A 14,317-nucleotide genomic window follows, 5' to 3' on the forward strand; every position below is an offset into this window, starting at 1 on the left:
TTTTTGAATCAAGACCTACGGAACGCCGACATGGCCCAAGCCCATCCGACCGATCGCAACATCTACTTCGTGCCGCACAGCAGCAAGTGGCCGTTCTTCGGCTCGATCGCGCTGTTCGTCACCATGATCGGCTTTGCCAGCTGGCTCAACGAGATCACCTGGGGCCGTCCGGTGTTCTTCGTCGGCATGCTGATGACGCTGGCCGTGCTGTTCATGTGGTTCGGCGACGTGATCCGCGAATCGGTCGGCGGCAACTACAACAAGCAGGTGGACGTCTCGTTCCGCATGGGGATGGTGTGGTTCATCTTCTCGGAAGTGATGTTCTTCGCCGCCTTCTTCGGCGCGCTGTTCTACACCCGCACCTTCGCGTTGCCGTGGATCAGCGGCGAAGGCGACGGCGCGGCGACGCATGCGCTGCTGTGGGAAGGCTTCAGCTCGGGCTGGCCGAACAACGGCCCGGCCGCCGTGGGTGGCCAGTTCCAGACCATCCCGGCCTGGGGCCTGCCGCTGCTGAACACGCTGATCCTGCTCACCTCGGGTAGCACCGTGACCGCCGCGCACCACGCGCTCAAGGCTGGCCACCGCAAGGCGCTGCTGGTGTGGCTGGGCCTCACCGTCGTGCTCGGCTGCGTGTTCCTGTTCTTCCAGGCCGAGGAATACATCCACGCCTACAGCGCGCTCAACCTGACGCTGGGCTCGGGCATCTACGGCTCGACCTTCTTCATGCTGACCGGCTTCCACGGCCTGCACGTGTTCCTCGGCACGCTGATGCTGGCGATCATCTGGCTGCGTTGCCTGCGCGGCCACTTCGATCGCGACAACCACTTCGCCTTCGAAGCCGTCGCCTGGTACTGGCACTTCGTCGACGTGGTGTGGCTGATGCTCTTCCTGTTCGTCTACGTGCTGTAAGCGCCACGACGCAGGAAGCGACGACGGGCCGGCACTCGCCGGCCCGTTGCGTCTGGGGATCAGCGGCCCGGGTTCGACCCCACGCCGTGGAAGTCGATCCAGCCCATCCAGGCGGCGAACACGATGGCCAGGATCAGCGCGACCGACAGCACGATGCGACGCGTCAGCGCATTGACCGTGCGCTTGCTGCCGCCCTTGTCGACCAGCATGTAATACAGCCCCGCGCCGAGGTTCCAGATGATCGCGATCAGGAACGCGATGACGAGCAGCGTTTTCAGCGATTGGTTCACGCGGGTCTCCTGCGGGCGGTCGTTGTCATGTCGGCGCGCATTATCGCGCCCGGCCGGTGCGGCGTCGTGAGCCGTCGCGGCACGCTGCTGATCGGATGGACGCTCGCGCTGCTGGCGGCGGCGGGCTTCGCCTCGCTCGGGCGTTGGCAGGCGGGCCGTGCGGTCGAGAAGGAAGGCATGCTGGCCGCGGCCGACGCCGTGCTCGCGCAGCGCCGCCCGGTGCCGCTGGCGGCCGCGGACGACGCGAGCCGTGCGAGTCGTTACGACTGGGCGGCGGGCACGGGGCACTTCCTTGCCACGCGCCCGATCCTGCTCGACAACCAGCAGCACGACGGCCGCGTCGGCATGCGTGCCTATGCCGCGTTCCGGCCCGACGGCGGCGCGCCGCTGCTGGTCGACCTCGGTTGGCAGGCGGTCGGCGGCGACCGCGCGCCGCCGAAGGTCGACCTGCCGACGGGCGCGCGCGAACTGCGCGGACTGCTGTCGGCGCCGCCGTCGCCCGGCATCCGCATGGGCGAGGCGCTGGCCGCACAGGGCGATATCGTGCTGGCCGTTCGGCTGGAGCCCGCCGAGGCCGCGAATGCGCTCGGCCTGCCGCACCTCGCGCCGCGCGTGCTGCGCCTCGATCCCGCGCTGCCGATCGGTTACACACGCGACCTGCAGCTGTTCGCCAACACCCTGACGCCCGACCGGCACCGCGGCTATGCGGTGCAGTGGTACGGGCTCGCCGTGACGACGCTGGTGATCGCGCTCGTCCTCACCTTCCGCCGGAGCCGCCGATGAACGATGCCGCCCCCGATGCGCAGCGTCGCCGCAACCGTCTGACCCTGCTCGCCATCCTCGTGCTGTTCTTCGGCTCGATGCTGGTCGCCGGTGTGATGCGCTTCGCCGACATCCATCCCGCCGCGAGCCGCCAGAAGGGCGAGTTGCTCGATCCCTACACCGATCTGCGCGAGGCGCGCCTGCGCACCACGGCCGGAGAGCCCTACGAGTGGTCGCCGATCCACCGCGTCTGGCGCATCGTGGTGCCGGCGCCGGCCGAGTGCGGCGAGGCCTGCCGCCGACGTGCCAAGGACGTCGGCGTGGTCTGGGAGATGTTCAACAAGGACGTCTCGCGCGTGGACGTGCTGTGGTGGTGCGCGAGCGCGGGCTGCGACTGGCCGCAGGGCCTGCCGGCGCCGACCACGCTGCGCGTGATCGCGCCGGACCCGGCGCGCGCGCAGCTGCCGCGGGTGGACGCGGCGGGCGGCCTGCCGGTATACGTCGTCGATCCCAACGGCTTTGTCGTGCTGCGCTACGCGCCCGATGCCGACCTCGCGGGCCTGCGCGAGGACCTCAACCGCCTGCTCAAGCTGAAGTGACCTTGATGGCCAGCCCGACTCCGCGCGCCGCTTCGGTCCGCACGCCCTACCGTCATTTCCACCGCATCGCCTGGCTCGCCGTCGCGCTCGCGCTCGGCGTGATCGTGTTCGGCGCCTTCGTGCGCCTGTCGAACGCGGGCCTGAGCTGCCCCGATTGGCCGACCTGCTACGGCCGCGCGGCATGGCCGACGCATGCCTCGCAGGCCGTCGATCACGCCGCGACCGCGATCCGTGCCGTCGAGCCGCACAAGGCCTGGCGCGAACAGCTGCATCGCCACCTTGCGGCCACGCTCGGCGGGCTGGTGTTCCTGCTCGCGCTGCTGGCCGCGCGCCGTCGCCGCTTCGGCATCGCGCAGGTGCTGGCCGCCGGGCTGCTGGTCGGTGCGTCGATCCCGCTCTACATGCGCGCCGACTACACCACCGCCGCCGTGCTCGCGGTGGCCGGCGAACTGATCCTGCTGGCCGCGGCGATCCGCTGGAGCAATATGGATCTTTCGCGCATCAGCGCGCTGACGCTGATGGTCATCGTGTTCCAGGCCCTGCTGGGCATGTGGACGGTCACCTGGCTGCTCAAGCCGATCGTGGTGATGGGGCATCTGCTCGGCGGCCTGACCATCTTCGCGATGCTGCTGTGGATGGCCTGGCGCGCCACCGACCTGCCGATCCGCCTGGCCGACGCGCGCCGGCTCAAGCGCCTCGTCATCGCCGCCATCGTGCTGCTGGGCCTGCAGATCGCGCTTGGCGGCTGGGTCAGCTCGAACTACGCGGCGCTGGCCTGCGGCAACGATTTCCCGACGTGCGTGGGCCGCTGGTGGCCGCCCGCGAACTTCCAGGAAGGCTTCGTGCTCTGGCGCGGCATCGGCGTCGATTACGAAGGCGGCATCCTCGACGGCGCTTCGCGCATCGCGATCCAGATGGCGCACCGGATCATGGCGGTGGTCGTGTTCGTCTACCTCATGTGGCTGGCGCTGCGCTTCCTGCGCATGCCGGGCATGCGCGGCTGGGGCACGGTGCTGGCGGTGCTGACGCTCGCGCAGGTCGCGCTGGGCATCGCCAACGTGCACCTCGGGCTGCCGCTGCACGTGGCGGTGGCGCACAACGCCGGCGCCGCGCTGCTGCTGGCCGCGCTGGTGACGCTGCTCGCGCGCTTCCGCGAGCCGAAGGTCTGATGCGATGAGCACCGCGACGCGCCCGACGCTGCGCCAGTACTGGGCCCTGACCAAGCCGCGCGTGGTCGCGCTGATCGTTTTCACCGCGGCGGTCGGCATGTTCCTCGCCGTGCCGGGGCTGCCGCCGCTGAAGGAGTCGGTGATCGGCTTCGTCGGCATCTGGCTCGCGGCCGCGTCGGCGGCGGCGATCAACCAGCTGCTCGACTCGCGCATCGACGCCAAGATGGCACGCACCTCGTGGCGGCCGATCGTGGTCGGGCAGATCACGCCGGCGCGCGCGCTCGCGTTCGCGCTGCTGCTGGGCGCCGTGTCGATGGCGCTGCTGGTGGTGTTCGTCAACACGATCACCGCGCTGCTGACCTTCGCCTCGCTGATCGGCTACGCGGTGGTCTACACCGTGTTCCTCAAGCGCGCGACGCCGCAGAACATCGTGATCGGGGGCATCGCCGGCGCAGCTCCGCCCTTGCTGGGCTGGTCCGCGGTGACCGGCATGCAGGGCGAATGGGACTGGGCGCACGCGCTGCTGCTGGTGCTGATCATCTTCGTATGGACGCCGCCGCATTTCTGGGCGCTCGCGATCTTCCGCCGCGACGACTACGCACGCGCGCTGGTGCCGATGCTGCCGGTGACGCACGGCGTCGAATACACGCGCTGGCAGATCCTCATCTACACCGTGCTGCTCGTGGCCGTCACCGTGCTGCCGTGGGCGTCGGGCATGAGCGGGCTGTTCTATCTCGGCGGCGCGCTGGTGCTGGGCGCGGTGTTCCTGATGCACGCCTGGCGCCTGATGGATCCGCCGGACGAGCTCTACGCGATGAAGGTCTTCAACTATTCGGTCGTCTACCTGATGGCGCTGTTCGCCTTCCTGCTGGTCGACCACTGGTTGTTGCCGTGGCTGACGCCTGCGTCCGGGGTCGCCTTCGAGCGTGTGGGCTGAGCGGCTTTCGAATATTTCGTATCGGCGTCCCGCGGATGCCGGCACAACAACGTGCCTTCCATGATGGAAGGCCAGGGGTGGTGAAGGGCGTTCGCTGAAGTCGATGCGCGCCACATGGTGTGTCGGCCCATTCGCTGGGCCGCTGCGGAACCTCTCGGGTAACCGTCCACGAATGGCATTCGACCGCCTCCTCAGCCGCGACCACACCACGCGCCTGCGCCTCACGCGCCAGCTCATGGGCGTGGCGAGCTACGCCATGTTCCTGCTGCCCGGCTCGCTGGCGGTGCGCTGGGGCTGGGCACGTTTCGACTACGTCGGCCTCGTGGCGCTCGTCGCGACCGCGCTGGCCTTCAACGTGGCCTTCTTCCTCGCCATCCGTACCGGTTTCAGCCGGCGCTTCCGCGATCCAACGCTGCTGCTGCCGCAGATACTCGTCGCCTTCGCGCTGTCGCTGGTGACGTTGCACTACATGCGGGGCGAGGCGCGCAGCGTGATGCTGATGCTGTACGTCGCCTCGTTCTTCTTCGGGCTGTTCACCCTCGGCACGTGGCAATTGCTGCAGCTCGCCGGCGTGGCGGTGGCCGGCTACGTCGGCCTGATGGCGTTCGAGTTCCACGGTCGGCCGCTCGACACGCCGGAGTTCCAGCTGGAACTGCTGCGCCTGGCGGTGCTGGCGATGATCACGTCCTGGCTGTCGCTGGTGGGTGGCTACCTCGCCGGCCTGCGCACCAAGCTGGGCGAGCGCCGCAGCGCGTTGCAGGAAGCGCTCGCGCGCGTGCAGGAGCTCTCCGAGCGCGACGAACTCACCGGTGCGCGCAACCGTCGTTACCTGATGCAGGCGCTGGAGAAGGAGCGCGCGCGTGCCGAGCGCTTCGCGCAGCCCTTCTGCGTGGCGATCATCGACCTCGACCATTTCAAGCGCATCAACGACCGCCACGGCCATGCCGTCGGCGACGAGATCCTGCGCGGCCTCTGCGACCACGTGCGCCGGCAGGCGCGCGATCTCGACCTGCTCGCGCGGCAGGACATCGACACTGCGTTCGGCCGCTACGGCGGCGAGGAATTCCTGCTGGTGATGCCGCATACCACGCTCGACGGCGGGCTGGCCTGTCTCGCGCGCATGCATGCCGCGACCGGTGCGCAGCGCTTTTCGACGCAGGCGGGCGAACTCTCGCTCACGTTCTCCGCCGGCCTCGCGCAGTATCGGGCTGGCGAGCCGGTGTCGACGCTGCTGGCGCGCGCGGATGCCGCGCTGTACCGCGCCAAGAGCCTCGGTCGGAATCGGGTCGAAACGGCAGGGCCCTGAGGCCACGCCTCAAGTCGAGGAGGCGCCGGGGCGCTGGGCAAGTAGATCGCGCAGTTCGACCTTCTCGTCGTCGCTTAGGCGTCCGCTCTCCATGAGCTTCTGCCGAAGCTCAACCGTACGCTGTTCGGCGGCGGCCTTGTCGAGGTTGGCGACGTTGTCGAGCAGTTCCGCGCGCCAGGTCGAATCGCCGCCGGGCAGCGTCTGCACCGCGAGCTTCTGCAGCGGCTCGTGTTCCTCGCGGCCGACGAAATGCTCGACCAGCGCGGCGACGCCAATGTCGGGGCGCGCATGCACCAGACGGATCAGCTCGACCAGCAGCGGCACGCCGGGCTGGCGCAGGCCGGCGAACGCGGGATCGGCCGAGACTTCCAGCGCGAGCGCCGGCGCGTGCAGCAGGTAGAGGATCGCGCTGCGCACCAGGCTGCGCTTGGGCGGCGGCGCATTGCGGCCCGGCGTGCGCGCACGTTGCGCAGGCACGTGGGTTTCGGGCTGCGCGGCGCGCACGCCCACGCCGGTCAGTTCGGTCAGGCGCTGGCGCATCAGGTCGGCGAAGGCGCCGTCGGGAATCTGCGCGAGCAGCGGCTTGGCGCGTTCGGCGAGCCGGCCCTTGCCCTCCAGCGTGGCAAGGTTCACGCCGTCCGCCAGCGAATCGAACAGGAACTGCGACAGCGGCGTCGCACCCTGCAGGCGCGCCTCGAAGCCATCGCGGCCTTCGTTGCGCACGATCGAATCCGGATCCTCGCCCTCGGGCAGAAAGAGGAAGAACGCCTGGCGCCCGTCCTTCATGCGCGGCAGCACCGATTCCACCGCCTTCCAGGCCGCGCCGCGGCCGGCGCGGTCGCCGTCGAAGCAGAAGTAGACGTCGGGCGCGTTGCGGAACAGCAACTCCGCGTGTTCGGACGTGGTCGCGGTGCCGAGCGTGGCGACGGCCTGCGTCACGCCGTGCTGGAACAGCGCGATCACGTCCATGTAGCCCTCGACGACGATCAGCCGCTCGATCTTCGAGTTCGCGCCGCGCACCTGCCACAGGCCGTACAGCTCGCGGCCCTTGTGGAACAGGCGCGTCTCCGGCGAATTGAGGTACTTGGGCCCGTCTTCCTTGTCGATGACGCGGCCGCCGAAGGCGATCGGCCGGCCGCGGCGGTCGTGGATCGGGAACATCACGCGGTCGCGGAACTTGTCGTAGACGCGGCCGGCGTCGTTCTTCGAGAACAGGCCCGCGCGCTCGAGCATCGCGAGGCGCTGCGGATTCGTGCCGAGCGCATTCTTCAGCGCCTCGAAGCCGTCCGGCGCGTAGCCGAGCTGGAACTTCTCGCGGATCGACTCGTCGACGCCGCGCGCATCGAAGTACGCGCGCGCCTTGGCGCTCGCCGTCAGTTGCTGGCGGTAGAACGTCGTCGCCGATTCGAGCACCGCGTACAGCTCGACGAGCTGCGGGTCGGCAGTGCGCTGCTGGGTGTCCTTGGGCACTTCCATGCCCACGCGCTTGGCCAGCTCGTCGACCGCATCGAGGAATTCGAGCCGGTCGTACTGCATGACGAAGCTGATCGCGGTGCCGTGCGCGCCGCAGCCGAAGCAGTGATAGAACTGCTTGACCGGCGACACCGTGAAGCTCGGCGAGCGCTCGTCATGGAACGGGCAGCGCGCCGAGAACTCCTTGCCCTGGCGCTTGAGCGGCACGCGCGAACCCACCACCTCGACGATGTCGGTGCGGGCGAGGAGGTCGTCGATGAAGGCGTCGGGGATGCGGGCCATCGGCAGTAAAAAAGCGTCTTCAGCGATAGCGGCGTGCGGGTTCGCCATCGTCGCACGTGCGGCCCGGCCTGGCGGCCATCGGCATCACGCGGTCGGGGATGGACGAGGGCGGGGGCGGGCCCGGCCGTCGTCGGCAAGTGTGGACGCTGCGGCGGGATCGGGCCAGCGTAGAGGCTGACAGTCCGCCGGGTCAGGCGCTGCGACGGAGCGTCATGCCTTGACGGGCGCCGGCCCGAGGCGTTCGTCGATGGTGGCGGTCACCACGGCGCCGCCGAACAGGATCATTGCGGCGTAGTAGACCCACAGCATGGTCAGCACCAGCGCGCCCATCGCACCGTAGGCCGAGGCCGTGCTCTGGTGCTCCAGGTACCAGGCGATGCCCGCGCGCCCCGCCATGAACAGCACCGAGGTCAGCGAGCCGCCTGCGAGCGCCAGCCGCCAGCGCACGCGGCGGTCGGGCAGGAAGTGGTACATCAGCGCGAAGGTGAACGCATAGACGATCAGTGCGGCCAGCGTGGCGGCCACCGTCTCGCCCTGCGCGTAGCGCCCGATGGTGACGTCCAGCAGCGTGGTCAGCGTCATCGAGATCACCAGCAGGAACACCACCGACAGCACCAGCCCGAAGGAGAGCAGGCGCTTCTTCACCCAGTTCCACAGGCCGGGCAGGGCGGTGGCATCGGTGCGGAAGATGCGGTTGAGCGCGTCCTGCAGCTGCGCGAACACCGCGCTCGCGCCCACCAGCAGCAGCGCGATGCTCCACCAGCCGGCGATCGAGCCGGTGTCGGGCGTCGACGCGGCACCCGCAAGCACGGTACGCGCGACCGACTGCGCCTCCGGCCCGACCAGCAGGCCGACCTGCTGGATGACCGCGGCCTGCGCGGCCTGGCTGGAGGCCGTCAACCACAGCAGCAGGAGCATCAGCGGCGCCAGCGACAGCGCGGCGTAAAAGGCCACCGCGGCGGCCTGCGTGATCACGTCCGAATCGAGGAAGCGCCGCAGCAGCGCCATCGGCAGCGAGCCGATGGTGGCCTTGCGCACCACCTTCCTGACGTCGGCCGGCGGTGGCGCGCCGTCGACCTGCGTGATCGACGCCTTCTCGGTCGGATCCAGCGTCTTGGCCACCGGCGCGTCCGGGGCGGCGGCGGGGCTGTCGGGACGGGTCGGATCGCTCATTCCGACAGCCTGCCGCAGCGGCCGTCATCGCTCCGCGAGCGCGACGGTCCGCGGGGTCGTGCCTCAGCCCAGGCGGGCCTTCACGCGCTTGGAGACGAGGCCCATGTCGGCCTGGCCGGCGAGCTTGGGCTTCAGCAGGCCCATCAGCTTGCCCATGTCGGCTGCGCCGGCAGCGCCGGTCTCGGCGATGGCCGCCTCGATCGCCGCGTCGATCTCGGCTTCTCCCATCTTCGCGGGCAGGTAGCGCTCGATCACCACGATCTCGTCGCGCTCGGCCTGCGCCAGATCGTCGCGGCCGGCGCCCTCGTACTGCGACACCGAGTCGCGGCGCTGCTTGACCATCTTGTCGAGCACGGCCACCACGGCCGCATCGTCGAGCTCGACGCGCTCGTCGACTTCCTTCTGCTTGATCGCGGCATTGATCAGGCGGATGACCGCAAGGCTGCTCTTGTCGCCGCCCTTCATGGCGGCCTTCATGTCGTCGGTGAGTCGCTGCTTGAGGCTCATGGCGCGCTCCATGGGTGCGAAAAAGGGCGCCTAGGGTAGCGCCTGGTCCGCCGCCGGCGCGCGCCAGCCGTGCAGCGTGCGCACGATCGCGACCAGTTCCGAGGGCTGCACCGGCTTGGCGACGTGCATCTGGAAGCCGTGCGCGAGCGCGCGCGTGCGGTCCTCGCTGCGCGCGTAGGCGGTGAGCGCGACGGCGGGCACTGCATCGCGGCCGCTCGCGCGTTCCCATTCGCGCAGCGCCCGGACGAAGGCGTAGCCGTCCATGCGCGGCATGCCGATGTCACTCACCACGATGTCGGCATCGATGCGCCCTATCGCCTGCAGCGCGTCCTCGGCGCCGGCGCAGGCGGTGACCGACGCGCCATGCGCCTCCAGCACCGCGCCGAGCATCGCGCGCGAATCGGCGTCGTCCTCGACCAGCAGCACGCGGCAGCCGGCAAGGGCGTCCTCGCCGGGTGCAGGCGGTGGCGCGCTGGTGACGTCGTGCGCGTGCTCCTCGCGGCGCTCGGCGGGCTCGTCGGTGCTGGTCGAGAACGGCAGGCGCACGGTGAATTCCGCGCCGTGGCCGATGCCGGCGCTCGCCGCGCGCACCGTGCCGCCGTGCATCTCCACCAGATGGCGCACGATCGACAGCCCGAGGCCGAGGCCCCCGTGCTCGCGCGTTGACGATGCATCGACCTGGCTGAAGCGGTCGAACAGCCGCGGCAGGAACTCGGGAGCGATGCCGCGGCCGGTGTCGCGCACGCGGATCTCCACGAAGCCGTCGCCGCGCTGCATCGCCACGTCGACGCGGCCGCCGCGCCCGGTGAACTTCACCGCATTGGCGACGAGATTCCACACCACCTGCTGCAGGCGATCGGGATCGGCGCGCACGCGGCCGACGTCCGGCGCGGCCTCCAGGTGCAGCTCGACGTCGCGCGCCAACGCCGCGGGGCGCACCGCCTCGACCGCAGCCTCGACCGGCTGCGCCACGTCCATCTCGCGCACGTCCAGCCGCAGCTTGCCGCTGACGATGCGCGAAATGTCGAGCAGGTCCTCGATGATCTGCGCCTGCGCGCGCGCATTGCGATCGATGGTGCCGACCGCGCGCTCGACCATCGCCGGCGCGAGCCGCCCGGAGGCCAGCATCTCGCTCCAGCCGAGGATCGACGTGAGCGGCGTGCGCAGCTCGTGCGAGATGGTGGCGAGGAACTCGTCCTTCATGCGGTTCGCGCGCACCGCTTCCTGGTACAGGCGTTCCTTGTCGCGCGCCTCGCCTTCGAGCCTGCGGAACAGGTAGAGGCGGCTCATCCCCACCGACGCGAGCGCGGCGATGGCTTCGACCGCGCGCACCTGTCGCCCGCTGAACACGCCGGTGCGTTCGTGGCCGAAGAACAGCCCGCCGAGCACCTCGCCGGTGTCGGACTTCACCGGCACCGCGAGATAGCTGCGCACCGGCAGATGGCCCGGCGGCATGCCGTGGTGCGGCCCCCACTGGCCGTAGCGCGGATCGGTGGTGACGTCCTCGATGCAGATCGTGCCTTCGCCGCGGAACGTCGGGCCGAACAGCGGCGTCGCGCGCGGATGCGGGAACTTCGAGAAATGCTCGGCCGACACGCCCGACAGCGTGTACAGCATGTAGCGGCCGACGTCCGCATCCTCGGCGTTGTAGAAGAACGCGCCGAACTGCGCGCCGGTGAGCCGCGTGGCCACGTCCGTCACGCCCTGCACCATGCGCGGCAGGTCGAGCTCGTTGAGCATCAGCTCCGACAGCTGCCGCAGCGCGATGTCCTCCTGCTCGCGCAGCTTCTCGCGGCTGATGTCGCGCACTTCCAGCACAGTGCCGACCACGCGGCCGTCCTGCAGCACCGGGCTTGCGGTGAACGCCACCGGATAGAAGCGCCCGTCGCGATGCACGAACACGTCCTCGCCCTGCGCCTGCATGCGCGCAGGCGCGGCGCGGTCGATCGGGCATTCCTCGATCGGGAACGCGCTGCCGTCGGGGCGCGTGTGGTGGATGACGTCGTGCAGCGGCCGGCCGCGCAGCTCGTCCAGCGAGAAGCCGGTCAGCGCCTCCGCCGCGCCGTTGAGGTAGACGCACTCACGCTTCTCGTCCATGACGAACAGCGCGACGGTGGCGTTCTCGCAGGCCGCGCGCAGCTGCGACAGCGGGGAGAGCAGGTCGGAAAACGCGGTCATGCGTGCAGGATGCGCCAGCGGCCGTCGAGAGCCCGCATGCTAACCGGCCCCTGCTTGCAGCGCCGGACGCATGCGCTACGCTAGGCCGGCCGCGAGTGGCGGCACCGGCGTCCAGGACAGGACGCGACCGGCGGAAAGGGAGGTTCCGCATGCTCTCCAGTCCCGTTCTGTATGCACGCGGCCCGTATCGCGTGATCGCCAACGATCCCGATGCCGACGGCCGCCTGTACGTGGTGGTCGACACGGCCGGCGCCTGGCTGCGCGAGGAGCCGAGCTTCGAGACCGCGCGCGCCTGGGTCGACCATCGCAGCCTCGATCCGGGTGCCCCGGGGCGCCGCCCGGCCGGTCCGTCGCGCTGAGGTCGCCATGAACCGCAAGCACTTCGTCGCGCTCGTCGCCCTCGTCCTCGTGCCGCTCGCCGGCCTCTATCTCGCCGGCCAGCTCGCGTTGCTGTTCCTCGGCATCGACGCGCCGGCGCCGCGCTGGTACGTCTATCTCGACTACCTCCGCACGCTCGACCTGCCGCAGGTGCGCCCGCATGCTGGGAAGATCCGCGCCGCCGGATACGTCGGCTTCGGCCTGCCGGTGCTCGGGTGCATCGGCATCGCCGCGCTCGCGATGCGACGCCCCGCGAAAGCCCTGCACGGCGACGCCCGCTTCGCGCGCAGCGGCGATCTCGCGAAACATTGTCTGTTCGACGACGGCCCGACCAGCCTCGTCATCGGCCGCTACGACGGCCGCCTGCTGCGCCTGCCGGGCCAGCAGTTCGCGATCCTCGCCGCGCCCACGCGCTCGGGCAAGGGCGTGGGCATCGTCATCCCGAACCTGCTCGAGTACCAGGATTCGGTGGTCGTGCTGGACATCAAGCAGGAGAACTTCGAGCTGACTTCGGGCTGGCGACGCTCGCAGGGCCACGAGGTGTTCCTGTTCAACCCGTTCGCCGAGGATCGCCGCACGCACCGCTGGAACCCGCTCGGCTACGTGTCCGACGACCCGGCGTTCCGCGTGTCGGACGTGATGGCCATCGGCGCCATGCTGTATCCCGACGGCGCCGACGAGCAGAAGTTCTGGGTCAGCCAGGGCCGCAACGCCTTCCTCGCGTTCGCGCTATATCTCTTCGACAAGTACGAGCACGAACGTGCCTGCGGCTTCCCCTGCGCGACGCCGCCCACGCTCGGCGCGGTCTACCGGCTTTCGTCCGGCACCGGCCAGGAGCTGCGCGCTTACCTCCAGTCGCTCTCGCAGCAGAAGTTCCTGTCCGATGCCGCGCGCATGGCGTTCGCGACGCTGCTGTCGCAGGCCGACGAGACCTTTGCCTCCATCATCGGCACGTTCAAGGAGCCGCTGAACGCCTGGGTGAACCCGGTACTCGACGCCGCCACCGGCGCCAACGATTTCCTGCTCACCGACGTGCGCAAGAAGCGCATGACGATCTACGTCGGCATCCAGCCCAACAAGCTCGCCGAGAGCCGGCTGATCCTCAACCTGTTCTTCAGCCAGCTCATCAACCTCAACACGCGCGAGCTGCCGCAGAACAATCCCGCGCTCAGGCACCAGTGCCTGCTGTTGATGGACGAGTTCACCTCGATCGGCCGCATCGACATCATCGCCACCGCCGTCGCCTACATGGCCGGCTACAACCTGCGCCTGCTGCCGATCATCCAGAGCATGGCGCAGCTGGACGCCGTCTACGGTCGCGAGCTCGCGCGCACGCTGGTCACCAACCATGCGCTGCAGATCCTCTACGCGCCGCGCGAGCAGCAGGACGCCAACGACTACTCCGAGATGCTCGGCTACACCACCGTGCGGCGGCAGAACGTCACGCGCGGGCGCGACGTGTCGCGCAGCGAGTCCGTCGAGCGCCGCGCGCTGATGCTCCCGCAGGAGCTCAAGGCGATGGGCCCGGATCGCGAGGTGGTGATGTACGAGGGCATCGCGCATCCGGTGATGTGCGAGAAGATCCGTTACTACAAGGACAAACGCTATACCGCCCGTCTGCTGCCCAAGGCGCAGGTGCCGACGATCGCGGTCGCCGCGCAGAAGACGGTTGACGCGCGCGAAATCGTTTCGATACCGTAGACGGCAAGGCGCAATGCCTGCCGATGCAGAGTCGTCGGCGCTCGGGGAGGAGCACGGTCGCCACGCGCACCGGTCAAGGAGCAGACGCACAGGGGAGTCGTACAGGGATTGGTTTCAGGCCGGCAGGATGCCGCAACTCGCGCACCTGTCATTTCAATGGACCCGCCATCGCAGGACGCGCATCCGCGCGCGTTGCGCGATGCGCTCACGCCTACGGTGAGCCGTGAAAGCGCTTTCGCACGTCGTTAGACCCGCCATCTTCCTGTTGATCGGAGGCCTCGCCGCCTGCGCGACGCCGCCGCCCGCGCAGGTGCGCGGCCGCTGGAAGCCCGTCAACCAGTTCGGCGAACAGCCGCAGGCCATTCCGCTGAAGCCGGCCTACGTCTACTACGCCGCGCCGGTGGATCGCACGCTCAAGTCGCTGCTCGAGCGCTGGGCACGCGACAGCCACATGACACTGGATTACCGGCACGACTCGGACTTCACGCTCTACCGGCCCGTCGCCGACGTGCGCGGCAACGACTTGCAGGCCGCACTCGGCCAGCTCGGCGCGCTGTACGCACCGCAGCAGGTCGCGATCGGCATCGAGGCCGATCGCATCGTCGTGCGCCGCGCCGATGCGGCGGCGCCCATCTCCACGACCACGCCCTGAC

Annotated in this window: 14 protein-coding genes; 9 read left to right on the forward strand and 5 right to left on the reverse strand. The window is 69.7% G+C overall.

What is annotated here, in order from left to right; genetic code table 11:
• The first annotated feature begins 30 nt into the window (after positions 1-30).
• Positions 31-909, forward strand: a complete 879-nt coding sequence (locus tag IE066_RS09905) for a cytochrome c oxidase subunit 3 (protein ID WP_189449378.1) — start codon at positions 31-33, stop codon at positions 907-909.
• Between the two features lie 59 nt (positions 910-968).
• Here the strand turns inward: IE066_RS09905 and IE066_RS09910 are convergent, their stop codons facing one another.
• Positions 969-1,199, reverse strand: a complete 231-nt coding sequence (locus tag IE066_RS09910) for a twin transmembrane helix small protein (protein WP_189449380.1) — start codon at positions 1,197-1,199, stop codon at positions 969-971.
• Positions 1,200-1,265: 66 nt separating this feature from the next.
• Here IE066_RS09910 and IE066_RS09915 point away from each other — a divergent pair, with 66 nt between their 5' ends.
• The 5 genes from IE066_RS09915 to IE066_RS09935 all read left to right on the forward strand — a co-directional run bounded on the left by IE066_RS09915 (position 1,266) and on the right by IE066_RS09935 (position 5,972).
• Complete coding sequence (locus IE066_RS09915; protein ID WP_189449381.1) at positions 1,266-1,982, forward strand: SURF1 family protein; 717 nt, start codon at positions 1,266-1,268, stop codon at positions 1,980-1,982.
• Complete coding sequence (locus tag IE066_RS09920) at positions 1,979-2,560, forward strand: hypothetical protein (RefSeq protein ID WP_189449382.1); 582 nt, start codon at positions 1,979-1,981, stop codon at positions 2,558-2,560. Before IE066_RS09915 ends, IE066_RS09920 begins: the two co-directional genes overlap by 4 nt.
• 5 nt (positions 2,561-2,565) lie before the next feature.
• The gene (locus tag IE066_RS09925; RefSeq protein WP_189449383.1) at positions 2,566-3,729 is read left to right on the forward strand and encodes a COX15/CtaA family protein; all 1,164 of its coding nucleotides are present in this window, start codon (positions 2,566-2,568) and stop codon (positions 3,727-3,729) included.
• Between the two features lie 4 nt (positions 3,730-3,733).
• Entirely contained in the window at positions 3,734-4,666 is a 933-nt protein-coding gene (locus IE066_RS09930; protein WP_189449384.1) for a heme o synthase, read from the forward strand.
• A gap of 172 nt (positions 4,667-4,838) precedes the next feature.
• Entirely contained in the window at positions 4,839-5,972 is a 1,134-nt protein-coding gene (locus IE066_RS09935) for a GGDEF domain-containing protein (protein ID WP_189449385.1), read from the forward strand.
• 9 nt (positions 5,973-5,981) lie between these two features.
• Here IE066_RS09935 and dnaG read toward each other — a convergent pair whose 3' ends face one another.
• The 4 genes from dnaG to IE066_RS09955 all read right to left on the reverse strand — a co-directional run bounded on the left by dnaG (position 5,982) and on the right by IE066_RS09955 (position 11,585).
• A complete protein-coding gene (gene dnaG, locus IE066_RS09940) occupies positions 5,982-7,727 on the reverse strand; it encodes a DNA primase (RefSeq protein WP_189449387.1) in 1,746 nt (581 codons plus the stop codon).
• Between the two features lie 210 nt (positions 7,728-7,937).
• The gene (locus tag IE066_RS09945; protein ID WP_189449389.1) at positions 7,938-8,900 is read right to left on the reverse strand and encodes a YihY/virulence factor BrkB family protein; all 963 of its coding nucleotides are present in this window, start codon (positions 8,898-8,900) and stop codon (positions 7,938-7,940) included.
• A gap of 63 nt (positions 8,901-8,963) precedes the next feature.
• Positions 8,964-9,407: a GatB/YqeY domain-containing protein gene (locus IE066_RS09950; RefSeq protein WP_189449391.1), complete on the reverse strand. Its 444-nt coding sequence runs from the start codon at positions 9,405-9,407 to the stop codon at positions 8,964-8,966.
• 30 nt (positions 9,408-9,437) lie between these two features.
• Positions 9,438-11,585 carry a hybrid sensor histidine kinase/response regulator gene (locus IE066_RS09955; protein WP_189449392.1) on the reverse strand — a complete coding sequence of 716 codons (2,148 nt, stop codon included), beginning with the start codon at positions 11,583-11,585 and terminating at the stop codon, positions 9,438-9,440.
• Positions 11,586-11,734: 149 nt separating this feature from the next.
• Here IE066_RS09955 and IE066_RS09960 point away from each other — a divergent pair, with 149 nt between their 5' ends.
• The 3 genes from IE066_RS09960 (at position 11,735) to IE066_RS09970 (ending at position 14,316) form a co-directional block, all read left to right on the forward strand.
• Complete coding sequence (locus IE066_RS09960; protein WP_189449394.1) at positions 11,735-11,944, forward strand: hypothetical protein; 210 nt, start codon at positions 11,735-11,737, stop codon at positions 11,942-11,944.
• Positions 11,945-11,951: 7 nt separating this feature from the next.
• Entirely contained in the window at positions 11,952-13,664 is a 1,713-nt protein-coding gene (locus IE066_RS09965; protein ID WP_189449396.1) for a type IV secretory system conjugative DNA transfer family protein, read from the forward strand.
• 223 nt (positions 13,665-13,887) lie between these two features.
• Positions 13,888-14,316 carry a hypothetical protein gene (locus IE066_RS09970; protein ID WP_189449397.1) on the forward strand — a complete coding sequence of 143 codons (429 nt, stop codon included), beginning with the start codon at positions 13,888-13,890 and terminating at the stop codon, positions 14,314-14,316.
• Position 14,317: the final 1 nt, after the last annotated feature.

It is taken from the genome of Cognatilysobacter xinjiangensis, from assembly GCF_014651995.1.
In the GTDB taxonomy this organism is placed as follows: domain Bacteria; phylum Pseudomonadota; class Gammaproteobacteria; order Xanthomonadales; family Xanthomonadaceae; genus Cognatilysobacter; species Cognatilysobacter xinjiangensis.